Annotated in this window: 19 protein-coding genes; 10 read left to right on the forward strand and 9 right to left on the reverse strand. The window is 65.2% G+C overall.

Annotated features, from left to right (window positions below):
• Positions 1–82 precede the first annotated feature (82 nt).
• Positions 83–1,018, forward strand: a complete 936-nt coding sequence (locus tag ABIB27_RS00405) for a cytochrome b/b6 domain-containing protein (protein ID WP_354213905.1) — start codon at positions 83–85, stop codon at positions 1,016–1,018.
• 27 nt (positions 1,019–1,045) lie between these two features.
• Here the strand turns inward: ABIB27_RS00405 and ABIB27_RS00410 are convergent, their stop codons facing one another.
• The 3 genes from ABIB27_RS00410 to ABIB27_RS00420 all read right to left on the reverse strand — a co-directional run bounded on the left by ABIB27_RS00410 (position 1,046) and on the right by ABIB27_RS00420 (position 5,593).
• A complete protein-coding gene (locus ABIB27_RS00410) occupies positions 1,046–2,482 on the reverse strand; it encodes a cryptochrome/photolyase family protein (RefSeq protein ID WP_354213906.1) in 1,437 nt (478 codons plus the stop codon).
• 161 nt (positions 2,483–2,643) lie between these two features.
• Entirely contained in the window at positions 2,644–3,435 is a 792-nt protein-coding gene (locus ABIB27_RS00415) for a PspA/IM30 family protein (RefSeq protein WP_354213907.1), read from the reverse strand.
• 112 nt (positions 3,436–3,547) lie between these two features.
• Positions 3,548–5,593: a TPM domain-containing protein gene (locus ABIB27_RS00420; RefSeq protein ID WP_354213908.1), complete on the reverse strand. Its 2,046-nt coding sequence runs from the start codon at positions 5,591–5,593 to the stop codon at positions 3,548–3,550.
• A 288-nt stretch (positions 5,594–5,881) separates the two neighbouring features.
• On the opposite strand from ABIB27_RS00420, the gene ABIB27_RS00425 reads away from it, so the two are divergent.
• The 4 genes from ABIB27_RS00425 to ABIB27_RS00440 all read left to right on the forward strand — a co-directional run bounded on the left by ABIB27_RS00425 (position 5,882) and on the right by ABIB27_RS00440 (position 10,273).
• On the forward strand, positions 5,882–7,480 hold the full coding sequence (locus ABIB27_RS00425) for a S1C family serine protease (protein ID WP_354213909.1): 1,599 nt from the start codon (positions 5,882–5,884) through the stop codon (positions 7,478–7,480).
• Between the two features lie 242 nt (positions 7,481–7,722).
• A complete protein-coding gene (locus tag ABIB27_RS00430; RefSeq protein WP_354213910.1) occupies positions 7,723–8,523 on the forward strand; it encodes an electron transfer flavoprotein subunit beta/FixA family protein in 801 nt (266 codons plus the stop codon).
• Between the two features lie 14 nt (positions 8,524–8,537).
• On the forward strand, positions 8,538–9,491 hold the full coding sequence (locus ABIB27_RS00435) for an electron transfer flavoprotein subunit alpha/FixB family protein (protein WP_354213911.1): 954 nt from the start codon (positions 8,538–8,540) through the stop codon (positions 9,489–9,491).
• A 2-nt stretch (positions 9,492–9,493) separates the two neighbouring features.
• Entirely contained in the window at positions 9,494–10,273 is a 780-nt protein-coding gene (locus ABIB27_RS00440; RefSeq protein ID WP_354253333.1) for a PIG-L deacetylase family protein, read from the forward strand.
• An 89-nt stretch (positions 10,274–10,362) separates the two neighbouring features.
• Here the strand turns inward: ABIB27_RS00440 and ABIB27_RS00445 are convergent, their stop codons facing one another.
• The 4 genes from ABIB27_RS00445 to ABIB27_RS00460 all read right to left on the reverse strand — a co-directional run bounded on the left by ABIB27_RS00445 (position 10,363) and on the right by ABIB27_RS00460 (position 13,480).
• On the reverse strand, positions 10,363–11,217 hold the full coding sequence (locus tag ABIB27_RS00445; RefSeq protein WP_354213913.1) for an anti-sigma factor: 855 nt from the start codon (positions 11,215–11,217) through the stop codon (positions 10,363–10,365).
• A 1-nt stretch (position 11,218) separates the two neighbouring features.
• Positions 11,219–11,827 (reverse strand): ECF RNA polymerase sigma factor SigK, encoded by a 609-nt coding sequence (gene sigK / locus ABIB27_RS00450; RefSeq protein ID WP_354213914.1) that lies wholly within the window; start codon positions 11,825–11,827, stop codon positions 11,219–11,221.
• 205 nt (positions 11,828–12,032) lie between these two features.
• Positions 12,033–12,500 (reverse strand): tRNA (cytidine(34)-2'-O)-methyltransferase, encoded by a 468-nt coding sequence (locus ABIB27_RS00455; RefSeq protein ID WP_354213915.1) that lies wholly within the window; start codon positions 12,498–12,500, stop codon positions 12,033–12,035.
• A gap of 23 nt (positions 12,501–12,523) precedes the next feature.
• Positions 12,524–13,480, reverse strand: coding sequence for a J domain-containing protein (locus ABIB27_RS00460; RefSeq protein WP_354213916.1), 957 nt, complete (start codon positions 13,478–13,480; stop codon positions 12,524–12,526).
• A gap of 430 nt (positions 13,481–13,910) precedes the next feature.
• Here ABIB27_RS00460 and ABIB27_RS00465 point away from each other — a divergent pair, with 430 nt between their 5' ends.
• Positions 13,911–14,585 (forward strand): hypothetical protein, encoded by a 675-nt coding sequence (locus tag ABIB27_RS00465; protein ID WP_354253334.1) that lies wholly within the window; start codon positions 13,911–13,913, stop codon positions 14,583–14,585.
• Here the strand turns inward: ABIB27_RS00465 and ABIB27_RS00470 are convergent.
• Positions 14,582–15,007: a hypothetical protein gene (locus tag ABIB27_RS00470; protein ID WP_354213918.1), complete on the reverse strand. Its 426-nt coding sequence runs from the start codon at positions 15,005–15,007 to the stop codon at positions 14,582–14,584. The genes ABIB27_RS00465 and ABIB27_RS00470 overlap by 4 nt on opposite strands.
• Positions 15,008–15,095: 88 nt before the next feature.
• Between ABIB27_RS00470 and ABIB27_RS00475 the strand changes: the two genes are divergently transcribed.
• A complete protein-coding gene (locus tag ABIB27_RS00475; protein WP_354213919.1) occupies positions 15,096–15,758 on the forward strand; it encodes a helix-turn-helix transcriptional regulator in 663 nt (220 codons plus the stop codon).
• Between the two features lie 31 nt (positions 15,759–15,789).
• Entirely contained in the window at positions 15,790–17,022 is a 1,233-nt protein-coding gene (locus tag ABIB27_RS00480) for a cysteine desulfurase family protein (RefSeq protein ID WP_354213921.1), read from the forward strand.
• Here the strand turns inward: ABIB27_RS00480 and ABIB27_RS00485 are convergent.
• The gene (locus ABIB27_RS00485; RefSeq protein ID WP_354213922.1) at positions 16,998–18,254 is read right to left on the reverse strand and encodes an NAD(P)/FAD-dependent oxidoreductase; all 1,257 of its coding nucleotides are present in this window, start codon (positions 18,252–18,254) and stop codon (positions 16,998–17,000) included. The genes ABIB27_RS00480 and ABIB27_RS00485 overlap by 25 nt on opposite strands.
• 209 nt (positions 18,255–18,463) lie before the next feature.
• Here ABIB27_RS00485 and mnmA point away from each other — a divergent pair, with 209 nt between their 5' ends.
• Positions 18,464–19,594, forward strand: a complete 1,131-nt coding sequence (mnmA, locus tag ABIB27_RS00490) for a tRNA 2-thiouridine(34) synthase MnmA (protein ID WP_354213923.1) — start codon at positions 18,464–18,466, stop codon at positions 19,592–19,594.
• Between the two features lie 189 nt (positions 19,595–19,783).
• Positions 19,784–21,424 carry an ABC transporter substrate-binding protein gene (locus ABIB27_RS00495; RefSeq protein ID WP_354213924.1) on the forward strand — a complete coding sequence of 547 codons (1,641 nt, stop codon included), beginning with the start codon at positions 19,784–19,786 and terminating at the stop codon, positions 21,422–21,424.
• Positions 21,425–21,512: the final 88 nt, after the last annotated feature.

The raw sequence follows: 21,512 nt of genomic DNA on the forward strand, positions 1-21,512 counted from the left end.
TTACTGCTGGTTCCTTGTATTCTCGTTCGCATAGCCTCACCTTTGAGTACTGGTCAGTCATTCTCGAGAGGAATGTTGTTCGATGTCCACACCCACGAAGAAGCCCGGCTCCGCCACGGGCAAGCGGTCCAGCCTCTACTGGGGTGTTCCGGCCGTTCTTGTGGCATTGGTGTTGGTGGTGCTGCTGGCCAAATGGCTGACCGGCCTTCCGGCGGTGGCCTCGTTCCTGGCTGATTATCCGGGCCATTCGGAACTTCCCGAAGGTGCGCCCTTGGGCTTCCCGGCCTGGCTGGGCTGGCAGCACTTCCTGAATGGGTTCTTCCTGCTGCTCATCATCAGGACCGGCTGGCAGGTGCGGACCACCACACGCCCCAGCGGGCACTGGACCCGCAACAACAAAGGCCTGATCAAGACCAAGAACCCACCGACCAAGATCACCCTGGAGCTTTGGCTGCACCTGACGCTGGACGCGCTCTGGATACTGAACGGCCTGGTGTTTGTTGCCCTGCTGTTCGCCACCGGTCAGTGGATGCGGATTGTGCCCACCAGCTGGGATGTTATCCCCAACGCGCTCTCGGCGGCCCTGCAGTACGCCTCGCTCAACTGGCCCACCGACAACGGCTGGGTCAACTACAACGCGCTGCAGCTGCTGACGTACTTCGCTACGGTCTTCATTGCCGCGCCGCTGGCCTTCATCTCCGGAATCCGGACTTCTTCCGCCTGGCCCAAGAAGGCAGTGGCCCTAAACAGGGCCTACCCCATGGAGCTGGCACGCGCCATCCACTTCCCGGTCATGATCTATTTCGTCGCTTTCATCGTGGTGCACGTGTTCTTTGTTCTCGCCACTGGCGCCTTGCGGAACCTGAACCACATGTACGGCGGCAGCGACGACGACGCCGGCTGGTTTGGGTTCTGGGTGTTCGTCGTGTCGGTTGCCGTTATGGTGGCAGCATGGGTCCTGGCGCGCCCGATTTTCCTCCGACCTATCGCCTCCCTGACGGGCAAAGTCAGCCGCTGACAGCCGGCTCCGCCGCTTGGCGGAATTTCAGCCTTGCTGCTGCTCCTTGAGCTTCTGGTAAGTGGCCAGCGCACGTTGCCTTGACTCATGGAGTCCCACCACCGGTGAAGGATAGCCCTCGAAATCCGGCTGCGTCCACGGTTCATGGATGGCCTTACGGTCCAGCGGGGCCAGCTCCGGAATGAACTCGCGCAGGTACCGGCCCTCGGCATCGAATTTTTTGCTCTGCGTCACCGGGTTGAAGATCCGGAAGTAAGGGGACGCATCGGCGCCGGAGCCTGCCACCCACTGCCAGTTCGCAGGGTTGCTGGCGGCGTCGGCGTCCACCAGGGTGTCCCAAAACCAGGCTTCGCCCAGCCGCCAGTCGGCGAGGAGGTTTTTGACCAGGAACGATGCGGCGGCCATTCTGACCCGGTTATGCATCCAGCCTGTCTGCCACAGCTGCCGCATTCCCGCGTCCACCAGCGGATATCCAGTCCGGCCCTGTTGCCACGCTTCGAGTTCGGCGGGGGTGGGTTCCTGCCATTCGAAGCGGTCGAACTCTTGACGGTAGTTGCGGGTGGCCAGTTGCGGATTTGCATAGAGAAGCTGCCAGCAGAACTCCCGCCAGCCGAGCTCGGAACGGAAGATCCCGACGTCGGGCGTCGCCCCGCGGGGGAAACGGAGGCGGATCTCGTGCCAGACCCGGAACGGACTGATCTCGCCGAATCGGAGGTGGGGGGAGAGCCTGCTGGTCCCTTCAACCCCGGGCACGTCCCGCCCGGTACCGTATTCCTCGGCCGGTCCGGCCAGGAAGTCATCCAGCCGGTGGTGCGCCCCTGCCTCACCGGGTTCCCAGGTCCGCGCCAGGCCGCCGCTCCAGTCGGGGGACACGGGCAGCAGGTGCCAATCCGCCAGGGTGTCGCTGCTGGCCGTCATGGAGCCGGTGCCGGGGAAGCGGAGCCGCGCCGGCGCCTCCAGGGGCGTGCGGGGTTCGCCTGAGGCCGTGCAGGCCCGCCAGAAGGGCGTGAACACCTTGTAGGGGCCACCGCTGCCGGTAGTGATGGTCCATGGCTCGAAGAGGAGGTTGGCCTGGAAGCTTTCGGCTTCGATTCCGTTCTCTGCCGACCACGCCTTGGTCTCCGCATCCAGGGCACGCTCGGGACCCCCATAGCGGCGGTTCCAGAGCAGGTGCCGGGCACCCATTTCCTCCACCAGTTCGCGGATTACCCGGGTGGCCGGTCCGCGCCGGAGCGTAAGGGCGGAGCCCGTTCCCGCCAGACCTGCGGCGAGGGACGTCAGCGAGTGGTGCAGCCACCACCGGGCGGCACCGCCGAGGGGGCGGATCCCGGGCGATTCCTCGTCAAGGATGTAGACCACTGTGAGCGGCAGGCCGAGCTCGACGGCGCGGGAGAGCGCAGGATTATCGTCCAGGCGGAGGTCATCACGGAGCCAGACGATGGACGTTGCAGCGGGGGAGGCCATGGACTCCACGCTACACACCCGGACGGCGCGTCTGTCCCTGCCGTCCCCGCAGTAAATTTCGCGCGGCAGCCGCGCCTGGCTTGTCCTGTCACGGCAAAGGCCGGAGTTCACCATGAACTCCGGCCTCGGCCGGGGCCCGCCCAAACGGCGGACACCAGCGGCTACAGTTTGTCGAAGTCGGCCTCATCCACCGTTGACCCGGACCGGGCGGACGCGCCGGAGGCGCCGAGGGCGGGCTTCGTGCCGCCTGACTTCAGGGCGGCCAGGCGTGCCTCGATTTCCACCTGCTCGCCAAGATCCTCGAGCTGGTTGAACTGGGCGTCCAGGCTCGACGCGGCGAGTTCCTGCTGGCCGCGGACCTTGGCCTCTTCACGGCGGATCTTCTCTTCGAAGCGGCCAACCTCGCTGGTGGGATCCATGAAGTCAATGCTCTTGATGGCGTCGTGGACCTGGGCCTGTGCTGCGGCGGTCTTGGAGCGGGCCACCAGTTCGTTGCGCTTGCTGGTCAGCTCGTTGAGTTTGCCCTTCATCTGGTCCAGGCCGCTCTTGAGCTTGTCCACCACCTCGGTCTGTGAGGCGATGCTCGGCTCAGCACCCTTGGCTTCGCTCTCCGCAGACATCTGGCGCTGCAGGGCTACCTTGGCGAGGTTGTCGAACTTCTCGGCATCAACCACATCCCCGGCGCCGCGGTATTCATCGGCTTTACGCGATGCGGCGAGTGCCTTGTTGCCCCAGTCCTGGGCATTCTTGACGTCCTCGCGGTAGTCATCCTGGAGCATACGCAGATTGCCGATGGTCTGGGCCACAGCAGATTCAGCTTCCGCGATGTTGTTCGTGTAGTCCCGGACCATCTGGTCCAGCATCTTCTGCGGATCCTCAGCGTTGTCCAGCAACGTGTTGATGTTTGCCTTTGCAAGCTGTGCGATTCGACCGAAAATGGACTGCTTAACCATGGTGTTACCTTTCGTCCTGCTCAGTGGTGGCCACTGAAAATCAGTGAACAGTTGTTGTACCGCTTGGTATCCGCCAGCAGGTTCATTCCCGCCGGCGCCCGAGCTCGTCGGATCAGAAACTTCCAGAGTCCCCGCCGCCGAAGTCTCCTCCGCCGAAGCCGCCACCGGAATCCCCGCCGCCCCAGCCGCCGCCGTCGCTGTGTCCGCCACCCCAGCCCCCGCCGCCGCCACCGTTGAGGATGGAGTTGATGAGGATGCCGCCAAGGATGGCGCCGCCGAGGCCGCCACCACGGCCGCCCCGTCCCCCGAACATACCCCCGCCGCCGAAGCCCTGGTTGGCGTAGCCACCAAAGTTATCGACGTCGGCCTGGGCAAGCTGTGCTGCCTGTGCGGCGAGGGCGTGTGCCTGCTGGGCGTAGGTCAGGGCAGTGACAGGATCGTTGCGCGAGATGGACAGCGCGTAGTCAAGATTGCGCTGGGACTCTGCGAGCCGTGTACGGGCTTCGGTGCCGACGCCGCCACGGCGGGCGGTGATGTAGTCCGAGGTGGCACTGATCTGTGCCTGTGCGGACATGATGGTCTGCTGCAGTGATGCTTGGGCGCGACGTGCCTGGTCCTGCTGGTTCCGGATGCCGGTCAGGGACTGGTCCAGAGCCTGGTGCGCCGTCTCAACGCGCTGGAGGGTGGCGATGGGATCGATCTTCCCGCCTTGAATTTCGGCCTTGACCTGGCCGAGGGCAGCTTCAACTCCCGCCACCGGACCGGCGAGCTCGGGGTGTTCGCCGGATTGAATCATGGCCTTCGCCTGGGCGAGGTCCTGGGCGGTTTCGACGACGGCAGCCTCGAGGCCTGTGCGGGCCTCGTCCAGGCTGGCGGACACCCTGGCGATGGCGTCGAGCAGGACGTTGGTCTGGTGCAGGCCCTCTTCCGACGCGCGCACTGCCACAGCTGCAAGGCTTCCTTCACCCCCTGTGAGCTTTTCCTGGGCAGTGGCGGTGGCGTTCTGGACAAAGGCCAAGCGCTCCTTGGCCTGCGTGATGTTGTCAGCGACCTGTACCAGGGCGCTGTCGGCGTACTTGGCCCGCAGCGCGGTCAGCGACTCTTCGGCGGTGGCGATTTTCGCATCGGCCTCGCGTGCTCCGGCGCTGACAGCGGCCAGGGCCTGCGGGGCGTTTTTCTCCAGTTCGCGCAGGGAATCGAAGTCTGCTTTCTGCTCCTGAAGCGACCCGAGTGCTGCTTCGGACCGGCGGATGATTTCGCCAAGCCAGCTGCGCTGCTGTTCTTCGGTGTCCGGGATATGGTCGTCCAGCTGCTGCTGGAGCTTGAAGGATTCGGTCATGTGGGCTTTTGCCTCGGCCAGCGCCTTGGTGAAGTTGCCTACCGCGGCGTCGCCGTACTGTGCCTCCGCGAATCCGAGTTCCTGTTCGCTGGACTTAATGGCGTCGTCGGCTTCGATAATGAGGGAGCCACTCTTGCGCCGGAGTTCCTCGATGCTGAGGGCAGCCAGCGGATCGAGCTCAGCACCTTGTGGACCGTAGCTGGCACTCGATGCCAGCGCTGCCTTCTTGCGCCTGGTGCGGAAGTAGAGGTAAGCGCCGGCTCCGCCCGCAACGGCAATGCCCGTCCCTACCAGGACGCCTGCCCCGGCGCTGTCACCCGACGGAACGCTGCCGCTGCCGCCACCTGCCGCGTCGCCGATCGCTTTGGCGGTGTCGATTGCTGCTTGTGCGAAGTCTTTCTTGCCGCCAGCCAGGTTCGCTGTGACAGCATTCTGGCTGATGTTGGACTGCTTTGACTTGATCGTGCTTGCCGAGTTCAGAACAAAGCTGAATTTACCCTCTTCCGCAATGGCCAGGATCGCGTCGGCCCGGCCCATGCCTTTGTTCGCTGCCACTTGCTGGGCCCAGGCCGCGGGGTCGGCGGGATTCGTGAACGAGTCCACAGTTACCACGTAGAGGTTGTACTTGTGGTCCTTCAGAAGCGTTTGGATGGCATCTTTGACCTCGCCTTGGCGGCTGCCCAGGATGTCTGCCTTATCCACGATGTTGGTGCCGGACGGGATGGCCACCGGGTCCTCAGCCCAGGCCGTACCGGCGGGAACCGCGAGCAGCCCGGTCAGGCCGATCACGGCGAGAATATGTTTGAACTTTGACCGCATGTGCAACCCTTCAGCACGCCTGACACCGATTCGGGACGAATGAGCGTCTCAGAATTCAGCAACGCCCCCACGCGTGGTGTAAAGCCGCAGGTCGCTGTGGCAATTCCTTTTGATTCTATGGTGCACCTATCGGGGCGTCCAGCGCGGTCAAATATGCCACCAGCGAAACCCCCTCAACAGGGCCGGTACCGGACCAAACCGCGCTCTCAGGAACCTCACAGCAAACGTACGCCCCAGTTCCAGTCAGACGGTCCATAGTTAATGCAGACGAGGATGAAAGGAAGTCCAATGACTGAGAACCCAACCCCGGGTGCAGCGCCTGGCAACCGGGAACCGGACGAGAACCGGAATCCGGCCGTGACCCCTGCTGAGACCCGCAGCAGCGCTGGCGCCCAGTCCAATCCCACGGAGCGGCTGGACCGCTCCGGGGCGCCTGAAAACCCCACTCAGCAACTGTCAGGTGCGCCCCGTCCGGTTTATCCTCCCCGCGAGCCGGGCTACGGCCAGCAGACGCAGAGCCGGCAGGCTCAGAACCAACAGACGCAAGGCCAGAATTCCTACGGCCAGACGAACGCGGGCAACCAGTATGCCCAGCACGGAGCGCATTCAGCGCTCCCGGGCGGCTACACCGGACCCTACAACTCTGCCCAGTACAACTCCGTCCCCAACCCCGCTGACGCGCCGCGCCGGAAAGCCTCGTTCGGCGTCGGAACCCTGGTGGCCAGCATCCTCGCCGCTGGCCTCGTGGGCGGCGCGGTGGGGACGGTCGGTTCCGGAAATCTTTTTGACAACGGCTCACCGGCGGCCGTTAGCAGCAGCCAGCCGGGAACAGTGATCGTTAACAACAAGGACGACGTCAACGCCATTACGGCTGCAGCGCTCAAGGCGTCGCCGAGCGTGGTGACCATCAGTGCCACGAGCGGCAGTTCGGGCGGCACCGGGTCAGGCATTGTCCTGGACGGCCAGGGCCACATCCTGACCAACACCCACGTGGTGACCCTCGATGGCCAGAGCGCCAACGCAACCCTGGAGGTCCGCACCAGCACCGGCAAAGTGCTGAAGGCCACGCTCGTGGGCACCGACCCGCTGTCTGACCTCGCAGTCATCAAGGTGGACGACACCGCCGGCCTCACCCCGGCAACCCTCGGAGATTCCGGCAAGCTCAATGTGGGCGACACCGCTATCGCCATCGGCTCCCCGCTTGGCCTCACCGGTACGGTCACGGACGGCATTGTCTCAACCCTGAACCGGACCATCAGCGTCGCCTCCTCGGCAGCACCGAAAGAGGGCGACACTTCCCAGGGCGGCGACCAGGGCTTCCAGTTCGCGCCGCCAGGCGGCGGGCAGGGGCACAGCACCGCCAACCAGGGATCCATCTCCATCAACGTGATCCAGACTGATGCCGCCATCAACCCCGGCAACTCCGGCGGTGCCCTGGTGAACTCGAAGGGTGAAATCACCGGCGTCAACGTGGCCATCGCCTCCGCCGGGTCCAATTCCACCTCCTCCAGCGGCAACATCGGCGTAGGCTTCAGCATCCCGATCAACCAGGCAAAGCGTGTTGCCCAGGAGATCATCAACACCGGCAAAGCGTCCCATGGCCAGTTGGGCGTCAGTGTCAAAGACAAGACTTCGAGCGGCTCTTCGTCCGGATTCTCCGTCGGAGCGGATGTGGCCACGGTTGAAGCGAATTCAGCAGCGGCCAAGGCAGGCATCAAAGTGGGCGATGTGGTGACTAAGTTCAACGACCTGGCCATCAGCGAGCCCAACCAGCTGACAGCGGCGGTCCGCGAGCAGGCCGGCGGTTCCACCGTCAAGATCACCGTCCTGCGGAACGGCCCGGAGCAGACGTTCGACGTCACGCTCGGCACGGCAGCGGATCAGTAGGAAGTTCGGCAGAAAGCTCATCACGACGGCGGCGCTCACCACGGTGATCGCCGCCGTCGGGCGTTGTCCCGGTGGTCATAACCTGCGGGCAGGCCGTGACACAGGCGTTAACGGGACGGCAACGGAACACGGCTATATGGTTAGCTAGAGCTACCCGTACCCCGGGCGTTCCGAGGCCATGACCCCACCCGGCTGGCTGTCCACAAGCATGGAAGGCTGCTGTCAATACAGTGGAAGAGACATTGAAAATAATCGTCCTGGTCAAGCATGTACCGGACGCCCAGTTCGACCGCCACCTCAACGGAGAGGGCCACACCACAGACCGCGACGAGAGCATCCTTTCGGAGCTTGACGAGTATGCGCTGGAGGCGGCCCTGCAGTTGGCCGAGGCCCGCGGCGGCGCCAAGGCCGGCAACCAGGTCATCGCCCTGAGCATGGGGCCGTCCGGTGCCGTGAACGCAGTCAAGAAGTCGCTCCAGATGGGCGCCACAGAAGGCGTGCACCTCACGGACAGCGCATTGGCCGGCTCAGACGCGGCCGCCACGTCGCTTGCCCTCGCGGCCGCCATCCGCCACCTCGGTGCCGGCGGCCCGGTTGACCTTGTCCTCACCGGAATGGCCTCAACCGACGGCGAAACATCCCTCGTGCCGGCACAGCTGGCCGAGCGTCTCGGTCTCCCGCAGGTCACCTTCGCGTCCTCGCTGACGGTCGACGGCGGCCGGCTCACCGCCCGCCGCGACGCCGACACCTACTCGGAGACCGTCGAAGCGTCCCTGCCAGCCGTCGTGTCCGTGACGGACCAGATCAACGAGCCGCGCTACCCCAACTTCAAGGGCATCATCGCGGCCAAGCGCAAGAGCATTACCACCCTGTCGCTCTCAGACATCGGCGTGGATCCCGCGCAGGTGGGCCACGCCGGATCCTGGACCACGGTGACCACTGCCGAGGAACGCCCGCCGCGGACCGCGGGCACCATCATCACCGACGAAGGCGACGCCGGCATCAAGCTCGTCGACTTCCTGGCCGCCCAGAAGCTGCTCTAAGAGGGATCACAGACATGGCAAACGTACTTGTTTTCATTGACCACCCCGGCGAAGCCCTCAAGAAAGGCAGCCTGGAACTCCTGACCGTTGGCCGCTCCCTCGGCGAAACCGCTGTTGCCGTCAACGGCGAGCTGCTCGCGGGTGTATCGGCCACGCTCGCCGAATATGGCGTCAGCGCAGTATTCCAGCCCTCCGCCGCGGACCTGGACGACTACCTCGTCGCAGCCAAGGCGGCCTACCTCGCGGCCGCCGCCAGCGCTGCGGGTGCCGGCACCGTGCTCCTGGATAACTCGCCGGAAGGCAGGGAAATCGCCGCGCGGCTCGGCATCCGGCTCAACGCCGGCGTCATCACCGATGTTGTGGCGGTCGACGCCGACGGTACTGCACACAAGTCGGTCCTAGCGGGGTCCTACACCACAGCTGCCAAAGCCACCACGCCCGTTTCGGTGCTGACGCTGAAGGCCAACAGCGTCACCCCTGAGCCCGCATCCGCAGCCACAGCGCCGGAGACCTCCACCATCGAGGTTCCAGCAGACGGCACCGCAGCGGCGGCGCGCATCACCTCCCGCGAACAGAAGGTGGCCAGCGGCCGCCCGGACCTCGCCGATGCCCGCATCGTGGTGGCCGGCGGACGCGGTGTGGATGGCGACTTCGGCCCCGTGGAACAGCTTGCGGACGCCCTGGGTGCCGCAGTGGGCGCCTCCCGCGCGGCCACCGACGCCGGCTGGATCAGCCACGACGCCCAAGTGGGCCAGACCGGCAAAACCGTTTCCCCGCAGCTCTATATCTCCGCGGGCATCTCCGGCGCCATCCAGCAGAAAGCCGGCATGCAGACCGCCAAGGTCATCGTCGCCGTGAACAAGGACGCCGAATCACCGGTCTTTGAGATCGCAGACTTCGGCATCATCGGGGACCTCCGCGACGTCCTCCCGCAGGCCGCGGAAGAAATCAAGAAGCGCAAAGGCTGACCTTGGCTGACCCCGCTGCCGCAGCACAGAGCCCGTTCAACCCGGACACGCACCGGATTGGGCGGGTGCTCTGTTTCGCCGCCCACCCGGACGACATCGACTTCGGTGCCGCGGGGACCATCGCCGCCTGGACAGCCTCCGGCGTCCAAGTCAGTTACTGCATCATGACCGACGGCGATGCAGGGGGCTTCGACCCCGCCGACCGTGCGGAGATCATCGCCCTCCGGGCAGCCGAACAGCGACGGGCCGCCGAGCTGGTGGGCGTCACCGACATCCACTACCTTCACGAGCGCGACGGCTACCTGGAACCGACGCACGAGGTGATGAAAGGTGTGGTGAAGCTGATCCGGGAAGTCCGTCCCGACGTCGTGCTTGCCATGCATCCGGAGCGGAACTGGAGCCGGCTCCAGAAAAGCCACCCGGACCACCTCGCCGTGGGGGAGGCCGTGACACGGGCCGTCTATCCCGCGGTTGAAAATCCCTTCGCCTACCCCGAACTGGCAGAGGCCGGGCTGGCCGCCTACAAGCTGCCTTGGCTGTGGCTCTATGCCGGGCCGGAGGAGCGGGAGAACCATTTCGTGGACGTCACGGACCACGTGGCAGCCAAACTCGACGCGATCCATGTTCACGTCAGCCAGCATCCCGACCTCGCGGCCATGGAGGCGGCCGTGCGGAACGGAATGCTGGCGAACGCGCGTCGTGGCAGACTGGCGGATGGCCGAAGCGCCGAAGCATTCCATGTGGTCGCCGTCAACGGACCGGGAACCATAGCCGGCTTCTAACGAGTTTTTGTCCAGATAACGTGCTTTAAACGCCGTTTAAAGCCCGTTATCTGGACAAAAACTCGGGGGTGGGGAGGAAAGCCGTGCTGTCAGGCACCCAGCGGTGCGGCTGCCACGGTGGGGAAGGTCGGGGTAGACGAGCCGCCCACCGGCTCCACGGTGATGCCGAGCGCTGCGGCCGACGCGATGCCCTTCACCACGGCCGGCCTGGACAGCGCTGCTTCGTCCATCAGGCCTTCCGAAACAGGTGCCGAGCCGTCCTTGGGAATCAGCCACATCTGGTAGACCTTGCCGGCCGGCGGTGCCGGAACGTCCTTCATCTTGACGACCAAGGCATCCTTCGAGGAGGAGATCAGGACCGTTGCCGTTCCGCCCGCAGCGACGGGGACTGACGCCTCGCGGACGTCCCCGGCCCGGGCCACCTGGTTGAGTGGATCGTTCTGGTCGGCGACGTAGCTGCCGACGGCGACACCACCCAGCGCGATCACTGCAGCTGCTGCTGCCGCGGCCAGCCAGCGGCGTGCCCCGGCGGGTTGGCGTCGTGCTTCCCGCCGGAGCCTGGCCGCGGACAGCTCATCCACGGCTTCTGCCGGCGGCTGCACGGCGGCTGTGCTTACAGCTGGTCCGGCGGCAGGGACCTGCTCAAGGGACGGCAACTGCGACACGATGCGGACGAACAGATCCGCGGGAGGATCCTCCTGTGCCGTAAACGATATGGCGAGTGTCTCCCTTGCTTGGCGAACGCGCTCCAGGAACGAATTGCGCTCAGCTTTGGGGGCCGTGGCGACATACCGGTCAATGGCAGCGCGTTCATCTTCGCTGACCGCATCCAGGGCGTAGAGCTCGGCAAGGTCCACTGCCCGCCCGGAATCCAGGTCGGCAGCGATCTCAACGCCGAAAGACCCGGGGCGGCGGGCGGCTCCCTGACTATTCATTTCTGTCATCTCAACTCACCCCCAGACAGGTCTTCAATCGGATCAGTCCGTCGCGGATGCGGGACTTGATGGTGGGTACGGCGGCATTAAGCTTCTCCGCGACCTCGCGGTACGTGAGACCGCCGTAATAGGCGAGCCGCACGGATTCCTGCTGTGTTTCGGTCAGCGTTTCCAGGCAGCGGACCACCCCCTCAGCCTCAAGCTTGCTGTCCACTTCGGCTGAAACCGAGTCGTGGGCCACGTCCTGGCTGCTGGCGCCGTACTTTGCCTCGCGGTCGGTGGCCGACTGCGACGAGCGCACTCTGTCCACTGCCCTGCGATGCGAGATGGTCATCAGCCACGACAGCGGGCTGCCTGCCTCCGGGTTGAACTTCCCGGCGTTCTGCCAGACCTGGAGGAAAACCTCCTGGGTGGTGTCTTCGCTGAGCTCGGGATCAATGAGGACCCGGCGCGCCATGCCAAAAACTCGGCGCGAGGTTAGCTGGTAGAACTCCGCAAAGGCGGCCTGATCGGCGCCCGCAATCCGGGCGAGGAGCGCGGCCAGGCGCTGGCTGAGATCCGCCGGTGAGACCGTGGCTGCGGCCGGGGCCTCGAAGTTTGGCGCGTTGGGAGTTTCCATCACTCCCAAGCATAGGTTGCCAGACGGTGAATCCGGGGCATTGCCGCCGGGGCTGTACCTTGCAGCGTGCAAGGCGCTCAGCTCGATTGCCGGCTCGGCTTGTAACAGTTTCACCTGCCGCTCCTTCATCGCCTGGAATTGCTGTCAGGAGTTATTCGGTGCCGGCAGCGTGGCGGATGGGCCTGCGGGTGCCTGGATACGGTGCTCAGACCTGGGCGCCGGCGAATCCCTGCTGTCGCCAGGCCTCGTACACCGCAATCGAGGCAGCATTGGCAAGGTTCAGCGAACGCAGGGAAGGCAGCATGGGAAGCCGCACGGTGGCGGTGACGTGCGGGTCGCGCTTGAGCGCTTCGGGCAGGCCCACGGATTCCTGGCCGAACATCAGTACATCGCCGGGCAGGTAGGTGATGTCCGCATAACTGGCGCTGCCGTCGGCGGTGAAGGCGTAGACCCGTTCCGGCTGCAGCTCACGCCACGCGTCCTCGATGGTTTTGTGGACAGTCACGACGGCGAGGTCGTGGTAGTCGAGGCCTGCCCGCCGGAGCTTGGCGTCGGAAAAATCAAAGCCCAGGGGTTCCACCAGGTGCAGTTCAGTGCCGGTGATGGCGGCCAGCCTGATCGCATTGCCGGTGTTGCCGGGGATTTCGGGGGAGTGGAAGAGGATTCGGAACACGGTCCAATCCTAGCCAGTCAGATTCAGTGCATGCCGCGCAGCAGCCTGGCAAGGATGGGCACGTTCACCGTATTGGGTCTCGGACCGGACGACAGGAAGTGTTTGAGGCCGCGGACCAGGCCTGCGGCGTTGACCACCTGAACGGTTTCGCCTGCTCCGGCCGTGCGCCGGTGGCGGTCGATGACGGGCTCGTGGAGGTTCCCGTCAGGGCTGTGGATGACTGTCCAGCCGGTGACGTTCAGCTCGGGGAAGATGTCCTGCATGGCCCGGACCACGTGGGCCAGTTGCGGCGGGGCGATCGAGCGGCCGCCATGGTTGAGGGTCTGTCCGTCCCAGGCATAGGCCCCCTTCGGCAGGAGCATTGAACCGATGAGGGCCACCCGGTAGCCGGACAGGAGCGCATGGTCGATGTGGCTGTTGTCAGCGGGGGATTGCAGCCCGTTGACCAGCCGGGCCGCCGGGATGGCCGGCAGCACTTGCCGGGTGATGAGCTGCACCGTACGCATTTCGCGCTGTATCCGGGCATCGGCGCCAAAAATTCCGCGTTTGCGCGGCATGCCGTGGACCTGCTGGCTGGCCTGGCTGAACGGGATGAGTGGGACCGTCCCGGCCGCTTCGAAGGCGGCGGCGTCGTACGGCGGGAGGTACAGCGCGGGGTCGCCGGCGGTGCTGCGGGGCGTGCTGGGCCGGTGCACGGTGGCTGAGGCATGACTACCCGCGGCCGGAGCATCATAGTGCGCTTCCGAGCTGGCCGCCCCGGCAGGGGTTCCGGCTGCATACGAGCGGTCATAGGCCTTCCGGCGCGAGGGGTCGATCAGGGTTTCGTACGCTGCCGTCACCTGGCGGAAAGCGGCGGCGTCCCCGCCATGGTCCGGGTGTGCCGTCCGCGCAGCCCGGCGGTAGGCCACCTTGATCTCCTTGTCGGTGGCTGTCACCGCGACGCGGAGCACCTCGTAGTGGGAGCTGCTGCTCTCGGTCAAGCACTCATCCTTCTGTTCGTCTGGCCAGTCCACGGCATGGCAGCCCGGTCGGCCCAGTTTAGCGGCTGTCCACACAACGACTGCGCTGGCGGAAGTGGTTCCCTTCGCTGGCATCATGCAGCCATGAGGACCGCCGTCGCCATCAACCCGCAGGCTTCCTTTGGCAAACGCGGCACGGCGGGCGCGGCCGCCGTCGATAATTTCCGTTCACGGGCATGGAGGTGCTCGAGCTGCGCGCATAGACCACAGTGCGGCTCTCCGTTTTCCGGTGTTGTGGCCTATGCCGACGGCAAGAGAATCGGCGCGCTGCCCCTCACCATCGAGGTGGTACCCGGCGCCGTCCGGCTGCTGACGTGGGCGGCCCGCGCCGGCGGGCCATCTAGACTTTGGGATGACGACGGCAGGTTGGCCGTCCGGCAAGCATATTGGGGTGGACGTGAAGTCACAGGCTGCAGCCGTACTCGTGGCGGGGGCGCTGCTCGGCGCCACGGCGCTCGCAGGATGCAGTGTTGGCGTCCCGGACCCGGCTGCCCCGAAAGTGGATCAATCCGCCACCGTCCTGGCCACTCCCACCATCACGCCAGGCCACGACGCCGCCGCAGTGGCCGCCAAAGACATGCCGTTCTCTGCCGGTGCGACGTTGGCCGCGGGGGTCCCGGTGGGGATCTCCGATGGGCTCAAGACTGCGCCCGGGTGGACGCCGGTCAAGCACAATGTGGCCGGCGAGAGCCAGTACCTGAAGGCCGACGGCTGCCTGGTCGCGGCCAAGGTCCGTACCAACCAGTCACCCCTGGTGTTGGCGGACGATAGGGAGTCAACGGTTGGCCTTTTTACATATCTGGACCCCACCATCCTGCCCGCCTACCTGAAGACGGCCACGCTGCGGTGGGGCGGTGAGCCTGCCAAGCCGGGACCAAACGTTGAGGTGCTGGTTCTGGAAAAGTCCGGTCAGTCCGGCGCCAAATCAACTTCTGTCATGGCCAGGGTCTTCGGCGCCGCAGCATCGTCGGTGTTCGTCTCGGTTTCCTGCCCCGACGCTGCCACGCTGGCCGCGGCCCAGGCCGAGGTGGCAGCGCGCCTCGTGGTGGTTCCGCCGTCAAACTAGCTGTGGCGGCGCCAGGACCCGGCGGGTGAGAGCCGGTTCAGGGCAAGTGCGCCGACCAGCAGGCCGAAGTCCCGGAGCGCAACATCGTAAAAATTGCCGAGGACCAGCAGATTGATGATGATACCCAGCAGCCAGAGAGCCACTACAAGGGAACCGAACCGGGGACGGGCGGCCACCAAGATGCCGGCGATGATCTCCACGACGCCCACGACGTACATAAAGGTCTGCGCCGTAACCGGCACTGCGTCGGTGGCCGCGGGGGCGAGGTAAATGGTCCAGTCGGTGAGGATGTTGGTGAACTTGTCCAGCCCGAAGAGGATCGGCGCAACGGTGAACACCGTGCGGAGCAGGACGAACGCCTGGTGGTCCGGCGCCATCGTCTGCAGGCGGCCGGCCGACACGTTTTCTGCTGTGGTTTTCATGGTGGAGTCCTTCTAAAAGTAGGTATCATAATTTTAGAGAGAATCGCTAGATTACGCAATGATTGTTGTTTTTAGAAGGGTGGCCGTCATGCGCAGACTTCCGTGGGGACGTCGGATGGCAGCCATTGCGTCGCTTGGCGACGATAAACGCCGGCAGCTTTTTGAGCTGATTGCCGCCTCGGACGGGGCGGTCGGGCGCGACGACGCTGCGCTGGCCCTGGGGCTGCCGCGGAGTACGGCATCCTTCCACCTCGACAGGTTGGTCCAGGACGGTGTGCTGGCAGTGGAATTCCACAAGGCCGCCGGCAAGACCGGCCCGGGTTCCGGGCGCCCCGCAAAAATGTACCGTCCTGCTGCAAGCGAAGTGGGCGCCTCGGTGCCTGACCGTAATTACGATCTGGCCGGGGAGATGCTTGCTGCGGCCATTAAGCACTCCACGGAAACGGGCGGCGCGGTGGGCGATTCCCTGCGGGCCACGTCATACCGCAAGGGCCGGGAGCTTGCTGCCGGAGCTCCGGGCCTGGCGGAGTTCATGGCAGCGGAGGGCTATCAGCCACGGCCCGACGGGGATGGCGGCCTGGTGTTGGCCAACTGCCCGTTCCGCCGGCTCGCGGATGGGCACCCGGACGTGGTCTGCGCCATGAACGGATCCTTCCTGCAGGGCGCCGCCGCGGCGTGCGGTGAACCAGAGGAACGCATCGCACCGAACAGTGTGCCGGGACAGTGCTGCGCCAGGATCACGCCGCCCTGAGTCCGTGGCCTGACGCGGCTAGAATTGATGCGTGTCCGTCTACCTCGATCATGCAGCCACCACGCCACTCTCCGCAGAGGCGCTGGCAGCCCTGACCCGGGAACTGTCCCGCACCGGCAACCCCTCATCCCTGCACGGTTCCGGACGCCGCGCCCGCCGGTCGGTGGAGGATGCCCGGGAAGCGATTGCGGCGGCCGCCGGCGCCCATCCCTCTGAGGTCATCTTCACGTCCGGCGGCACAGAATCTGACAATCTGGCGGTCAAAGGCCTGTATTGGTCCCGCTCCGGCGAAGACCCGGCCCGGCGGCGCATCCTCTGCTCCGCCGTCGAGCACCATGCCGTACTGGACACAGTGGAATGGCTTGAACGGCACGAAGGTGCCCAGGTGACTTGGCTGCCGGTGGACGGTGACGGGGTGGTGGATCTCGACGTCCTCGCCGCTGAGCTTGCCCGCGACCCCGGCTCCATCGCTCTGGTGACCATTATGTGGGCCAATAACGAAGTGGGCACCATCCAGCCCGTGCATCGGATTGTGGAACTGGCACACGCCGCGGGTGTGCCGGTGCATTCGGATGCGGTGCAGGCGTTCGGCTCACTGCCTGTTGACTTCAAAGCTTCCCGCCTGGACGCCATGTCCGTGTCCGGGCACAAGATCGGCGGACCGGTGGGCGTGGGTGCCCTGCTGTTGGGGCGGGCGGTCAAGCTTACTCCGGTGCAGCACGGTGGCGGCCAGGAGCGCGATGTGCGCTCCGGGACGCTGGATACAGCGTCCATTGCCGCTTTCGCTGCAGCGGCCGAAGCGGCCACTGCAGGGCTCACCGCGGAGGCCTTCCGCATCGCGGCCCTCCGCAACCGGCTGGTCGACGGCGTCGTGGAGCGGGTGCCGGAGGCCGTGCTGCGCGGGGCGGCGGGGAAGGGGCGGCTGCCCGGCAACGCGCACTTCACCTTGCCCGGCTGTGAAGGAGATTCGCTGTTGTTCCTCCTGGACCTTGCCGGCGTGGAGTCGTCCACCGGTTCTGCCTGCACAGCCGGTGTCCCGCGGCCGTCCCATGTGCTGCTGGCCATGGGGCTGGATGAGGAAACGGCCCGCGGCGCCCAGCGCTTCACGCTCGGGCATGCGTCCACGGAGGCGGATGTGGATGCCCTGTTGGCCGCGCTGCCGGGCGCCTACGAGCGGGCCCGCCAGGCGGGAATGGCCGGGCACGAATCGTCCATCCAGACTGCCGGAACGATGGCGCGTCAGGCCGGTTCCGGCAGGAGTTGATCGAGGCCGGCGGAATTGTCGGCCAGGCGCTCAGCCGTGACCGGCGTCCGCGCTGAGATGAGGGCCTTGATAGCCTTCTGTGCGCCGGGCTGTGGCTTCCGCGGCCAGTTGACGCTCATTCCGGCCACCACACGGGAGTTTTGGAGCCAGAACGCAATGAACTCCTTGGCCTCCAACGACCCCCGGATCACAGGTGGGGCAGCCGCCGCCAGCGCCGGGAAGCCGGAGTACTCCATGCTGACGTCGAACTGGTCTGTATAGAAATAGGGAATGGTGCTGAGCGTGGCATCCTGGCCCAGCATCGCCTTCGCGGCCACCTTGCCGCCGTTGAGCGCGTTGGACCAATGTTCGCTGCGCTGGTGTTGGCCGGTAAAGGGGTGCAAGGCGTTGGCGACGTCCCCGGCGGCAAAGACGCCCGGCTCGCTGGTCTTGAGTGACGCATCCGTGAGGATGCCGTTGTCCAGGGCCAGGCCAGCTGACTCGGCAAGAGCGGTCTCGGGGAACACGCCCACGGCGATGATCACGATGTCCGCCGGGAGCAGCTCGCCGGAGTCGGTGATGACCCCGGTGACAGCACCCTCCGTCCCCGTAAGCTCCCGCGCTGAGGCGGGAAGCCGGAAACCCACGCCCTGGGTTTCGTGCAGTTCGCGGAAGAACCGGCCCAGGTCCGGGCCGATGGCACCCGCCAGGGGGATCTCCTCGAGGCCAAGCAGGGTGACGTTGTTGCCATATGTTGCCGCAGCGGCCGCCAGTTCCATGCCGATCCAGCCGGAACCGATCATCACCACGTTCTTCCCGCCCGCTGCCAGGCTTTCGCGGAGCCGCCTGCTGTCATCCAAGGTGCGGAACGTGGAGACGCCTGCCAGGCCGCTGCCTGGCAGGCGCAGCGTACGCGGGGACGCCCCGGTGGCCAGGAGCAGCGAGCCGTACGGCAGGGACGTTCCATCGCCCAGCTGCACCGTCCTGGCGTCCGGCCGGATTTCGGTGACCCGGACGCCCAGGCGGAGGCCGACATCGTTCTCTGCGTACCAGCCGGCCGGCACCACCGGGACAGTATCCTCTGCGGCCTTGCCGAGCAGGTACTCCTTGGAGAGCGGCGGACGCAGATAGGGGTGGTGGCTTTCGGCGGCGACAACGGTGACCTTCCCCGTGAACCCTTCTGCCCGCAGGGTCTTGGCGGCAGTGGCGCCGGCCAGCCCGCCGCCCACAATGACGATGTCCTGAACAGCCATGTCAGCCCGCTTCCCGATAATGCCTTCGGAATCTAAAACCGTCTATCCTGACTTTAGAAGGGCGGAGCGGGCCAGTCAAGGTCTTTTTGGGGAGCATTCGGCGTGCCGATAGAATAGCGCAGCAGGCATTGTGTTATCTGTCCGGCCACCGATTGAACGGCTGCCGCCCCTGGTGCCTGCAGCCCCCCTGAACCCAACAGAAAGCCAGCATGCGAGTCTTAGCAGCCATGAGCGGCGGAGTTGACTCCGCCGTAGCCGCAGCACGTGCCGTTGAAGCCGGACACGACGTGGTGGGCGTACACCTTGCGCTGTCCCGTATGCCTGGCACTTTGCGGACGGGCAGCCGCGGCTGCTGCACCATTGAAGACTCCCGCGACGCCTGGCGCGCCTGCGACGTGCTGGGGATCCCGTACTACGTCTGGGACTTCTCGGAACGTTTCAAGGAAGACGTGGTCCAGGACTTCATCGACGAATACGCTGCTGGCCGCACCCCCAACCCCTGCATGCGCTGCAACGAGCGGATCAAGTTCGCTGCACTGCTGGAAAAGGCTATTGCCCTGGGCTTCGACGCCGTCTGCACCGGGCACTACGCCAAGGTGATCACTGACTCCGAGGGCAACCCGGAACTCCACCGGGCGGCGGACTGGGCCAAGGACCAGAGCTACGTCCTGGGCGTCCTGACCCACGAGCAGCTTAAGCACTCAATGTTCCCGCTCGCCGATACGCCCTCCAAGGCTGAGGTGCGGGCGGAGGCCGAGCGCCGCGGGCTCTCCGTTGCCAACAAGCCGGACAGCCACGACATCTGCTTTATTCCCGACGGCGACACCGCGGGGTGGCTGGCCGAAAAAATCGACATGACCACCGGTGACATTGTGGACGAAACCGGCTCAAAGGTGGGCGAGCATCCCGGCGCCAACGCCTTCACCGTGGGCCAGCGCCGTGGCCTGAAGCTGGGGACACCCGCAGCGGACGGCAAGCCGCGGTTCGTGCTCGAGATCCGGCCGAAGGAAAACAAAGTGGTAGTGGGGCCCCAGGCGCTGCTGGCCATCGACGAGATCCGCGGCATCAAGGTTTCCTGGGCCGGCCTGCCCATCGCCGAGATCGAAACTGGTACCGAGTTTGGGTGCCATGCGCAGGTCCGCGCTCACGGCGACCCCGTGCCGGCAACCGCGCGTATGGTGACGGTTCCCGGCGGGGACGCGCCCCAGCTGCTGGTGACCTTGACCGACCCGCTGCGGGGAGTGGCTCCCGGCCAGACGGTGGTCCTCTACCAGGGCAGCCGGGTGCTCGGCCAGGCCACTATCGACGCCGCCCGGTCGCTGCAGCGCGCCGAACTTTAGGCCGCTCCCCTGAGCCTGAGCGGGCGTGTTTGAAATACTCAGGTAAATTTTGTGTCTCAACTCACAAAATTGCCGGTTGATGAGCCCGGCGTCTGATTGAATCTAGGCATTAGGACAGCGCCCTGCCCGCTCGAGTAAACACCCCTAAGCGGGCGGCGAACGCGTACTCATCGAACAGAAAGTTCACAGATGACAAACAGCACCAGAGCCTTGCGGAGCGCACTCGCGCTCGCGGGCGTTTCCGCCCTCGCCTTGACTGCCTGCACGGGCCCCTCAGGCGGCGGCGGAAACAGCACCACGCCAGGGGACACCGCCACAAGCACCATCTCCTACGGCACCACCGATAAGGTCACGGCGCTGGATCCGGCCGGCTCGTACGACAACGGTTCGTTTATGTTGATGAACCAGGTTTATTCCTTCCTGCTGAACTCCAAGCCCGGCGGAGCGGATCCTGTTCCTGACCTCGCGGAATCGTCCTCGTTCACCAAGCCCACCGAATTTACGGTCAAACTCAAAAGCGGCCTCAAGTGGGCCAACGGACACGTCCTGGATTCCAAGGACGTCAAGTTCTCGTTCGACCGCCAGGTGAAGATCAAGGACCCCAACGGCCCGGCGTCACTGCTGACCAACATCGAGTCCATTGCCACCCCGGATGCCACCACCGTGGTGTTCACGCTCAAGCAGGCCAATGACCAGACGTTTGCGCAGGTCCTGCAGAGTCCGGCCGCTCCCATCGTTGACGATGAAGTGTTCCCGGCCGACAAACTCCTCAGCGACGATGAGATTGTCAAGGCGAACGCGTTCTACGGCCAGTACACTATCGACTCCTATAGCAAGAACACGCTGGTCAGCCTAAAGCCGTGGCCCGACTACAAGGGCGTCCTGGGCAAGCCCGCCAACGACGGTGCCACCATCAAGTACTACACCGACCAGACCAACATGAAGCTGGAAATCAAGGGCGGCCAGATCGATGTTGCCAACCGCAGCCTGAGCGCCACGGACATCGACGACCTCAAGAAGGACTCCAACGTCAAGGTCAACATCGGCCCCGGCGGCGAGATGCGCTACATCGTCTTCAATTTCGACACCATGCCCTTCGGGGCGAAGACCCCCGAAGCTGATCCGAAGAAGGCGCTGGCCGTCCGCCAGGCGGTGGCCAACCTCGTAGACCGCCAGGCCATTTCGGACCAGGTCTACAAGGGCACCTACCTGCCGATGTGGTCCAACGTTCCGTCCGGCTTCCTTGGCGCCAATGAGTCCTTCAAGCAGGCCTACGGCGACGGTGCCGGAAAGCCCAGCCTGGACAAAGCCAAGAAGGCCATTGCCGACGCCGGCATCTCCGGCCCGGTGACCATCAACCTGCAGTACAACCCTGACCACTATGGCAAGTCGTCCGGCGACGAATACGCCATGGTCAAGGACCAGCTGGAGAAGAGCGGGCTGTTTACCGTGAACCTCCAGTCCACGGAGTGGGTCACCTACAACGCGGCTTCGAAGAAAGACAGCTACCCGGTCTACCAGTTGGGCTGGTTCCCTGACTTCAGTGACCCGGACAACTACCTGACACCCTTCTTCCCCAAAGGTGGCTACATCAACAACCACTACTCCAACACGAACGTGGAAACGCTGATCGCCAAACAGCTGGTGACGGCGGACAAGTCGGAGCGCGAAAAGACGATTCAGGAAGTCCAGAATCAGCTGGCGAAGGACATCTCCACCCTGCCGCTACTGCAGGGTGCCCAGGTGGCCATTTCCGGGAAGAACGTGAAGGGCGTGGACTCCACCCTGGACGCATCGTTCAAGTTCCGGCTCGGCACCGTCTCCAAGTAATTCCGAAAGACACCACAACGGGAGGCGGGGCCCACACGGTCCCGCCTCCTAGGTGTTCCCCAAATTTCTTCGTTTCAAACCAGGCAGG

Origin of the sequence: Arthrobacter sp. UYEF21 (assembly GCF_040546085.1) — a bacterium.
Lineage (GTDB): Bacteria > Actinomycetota > Actinomycetes > Actinomycetales > Micrococcaceae > Arthrobacter.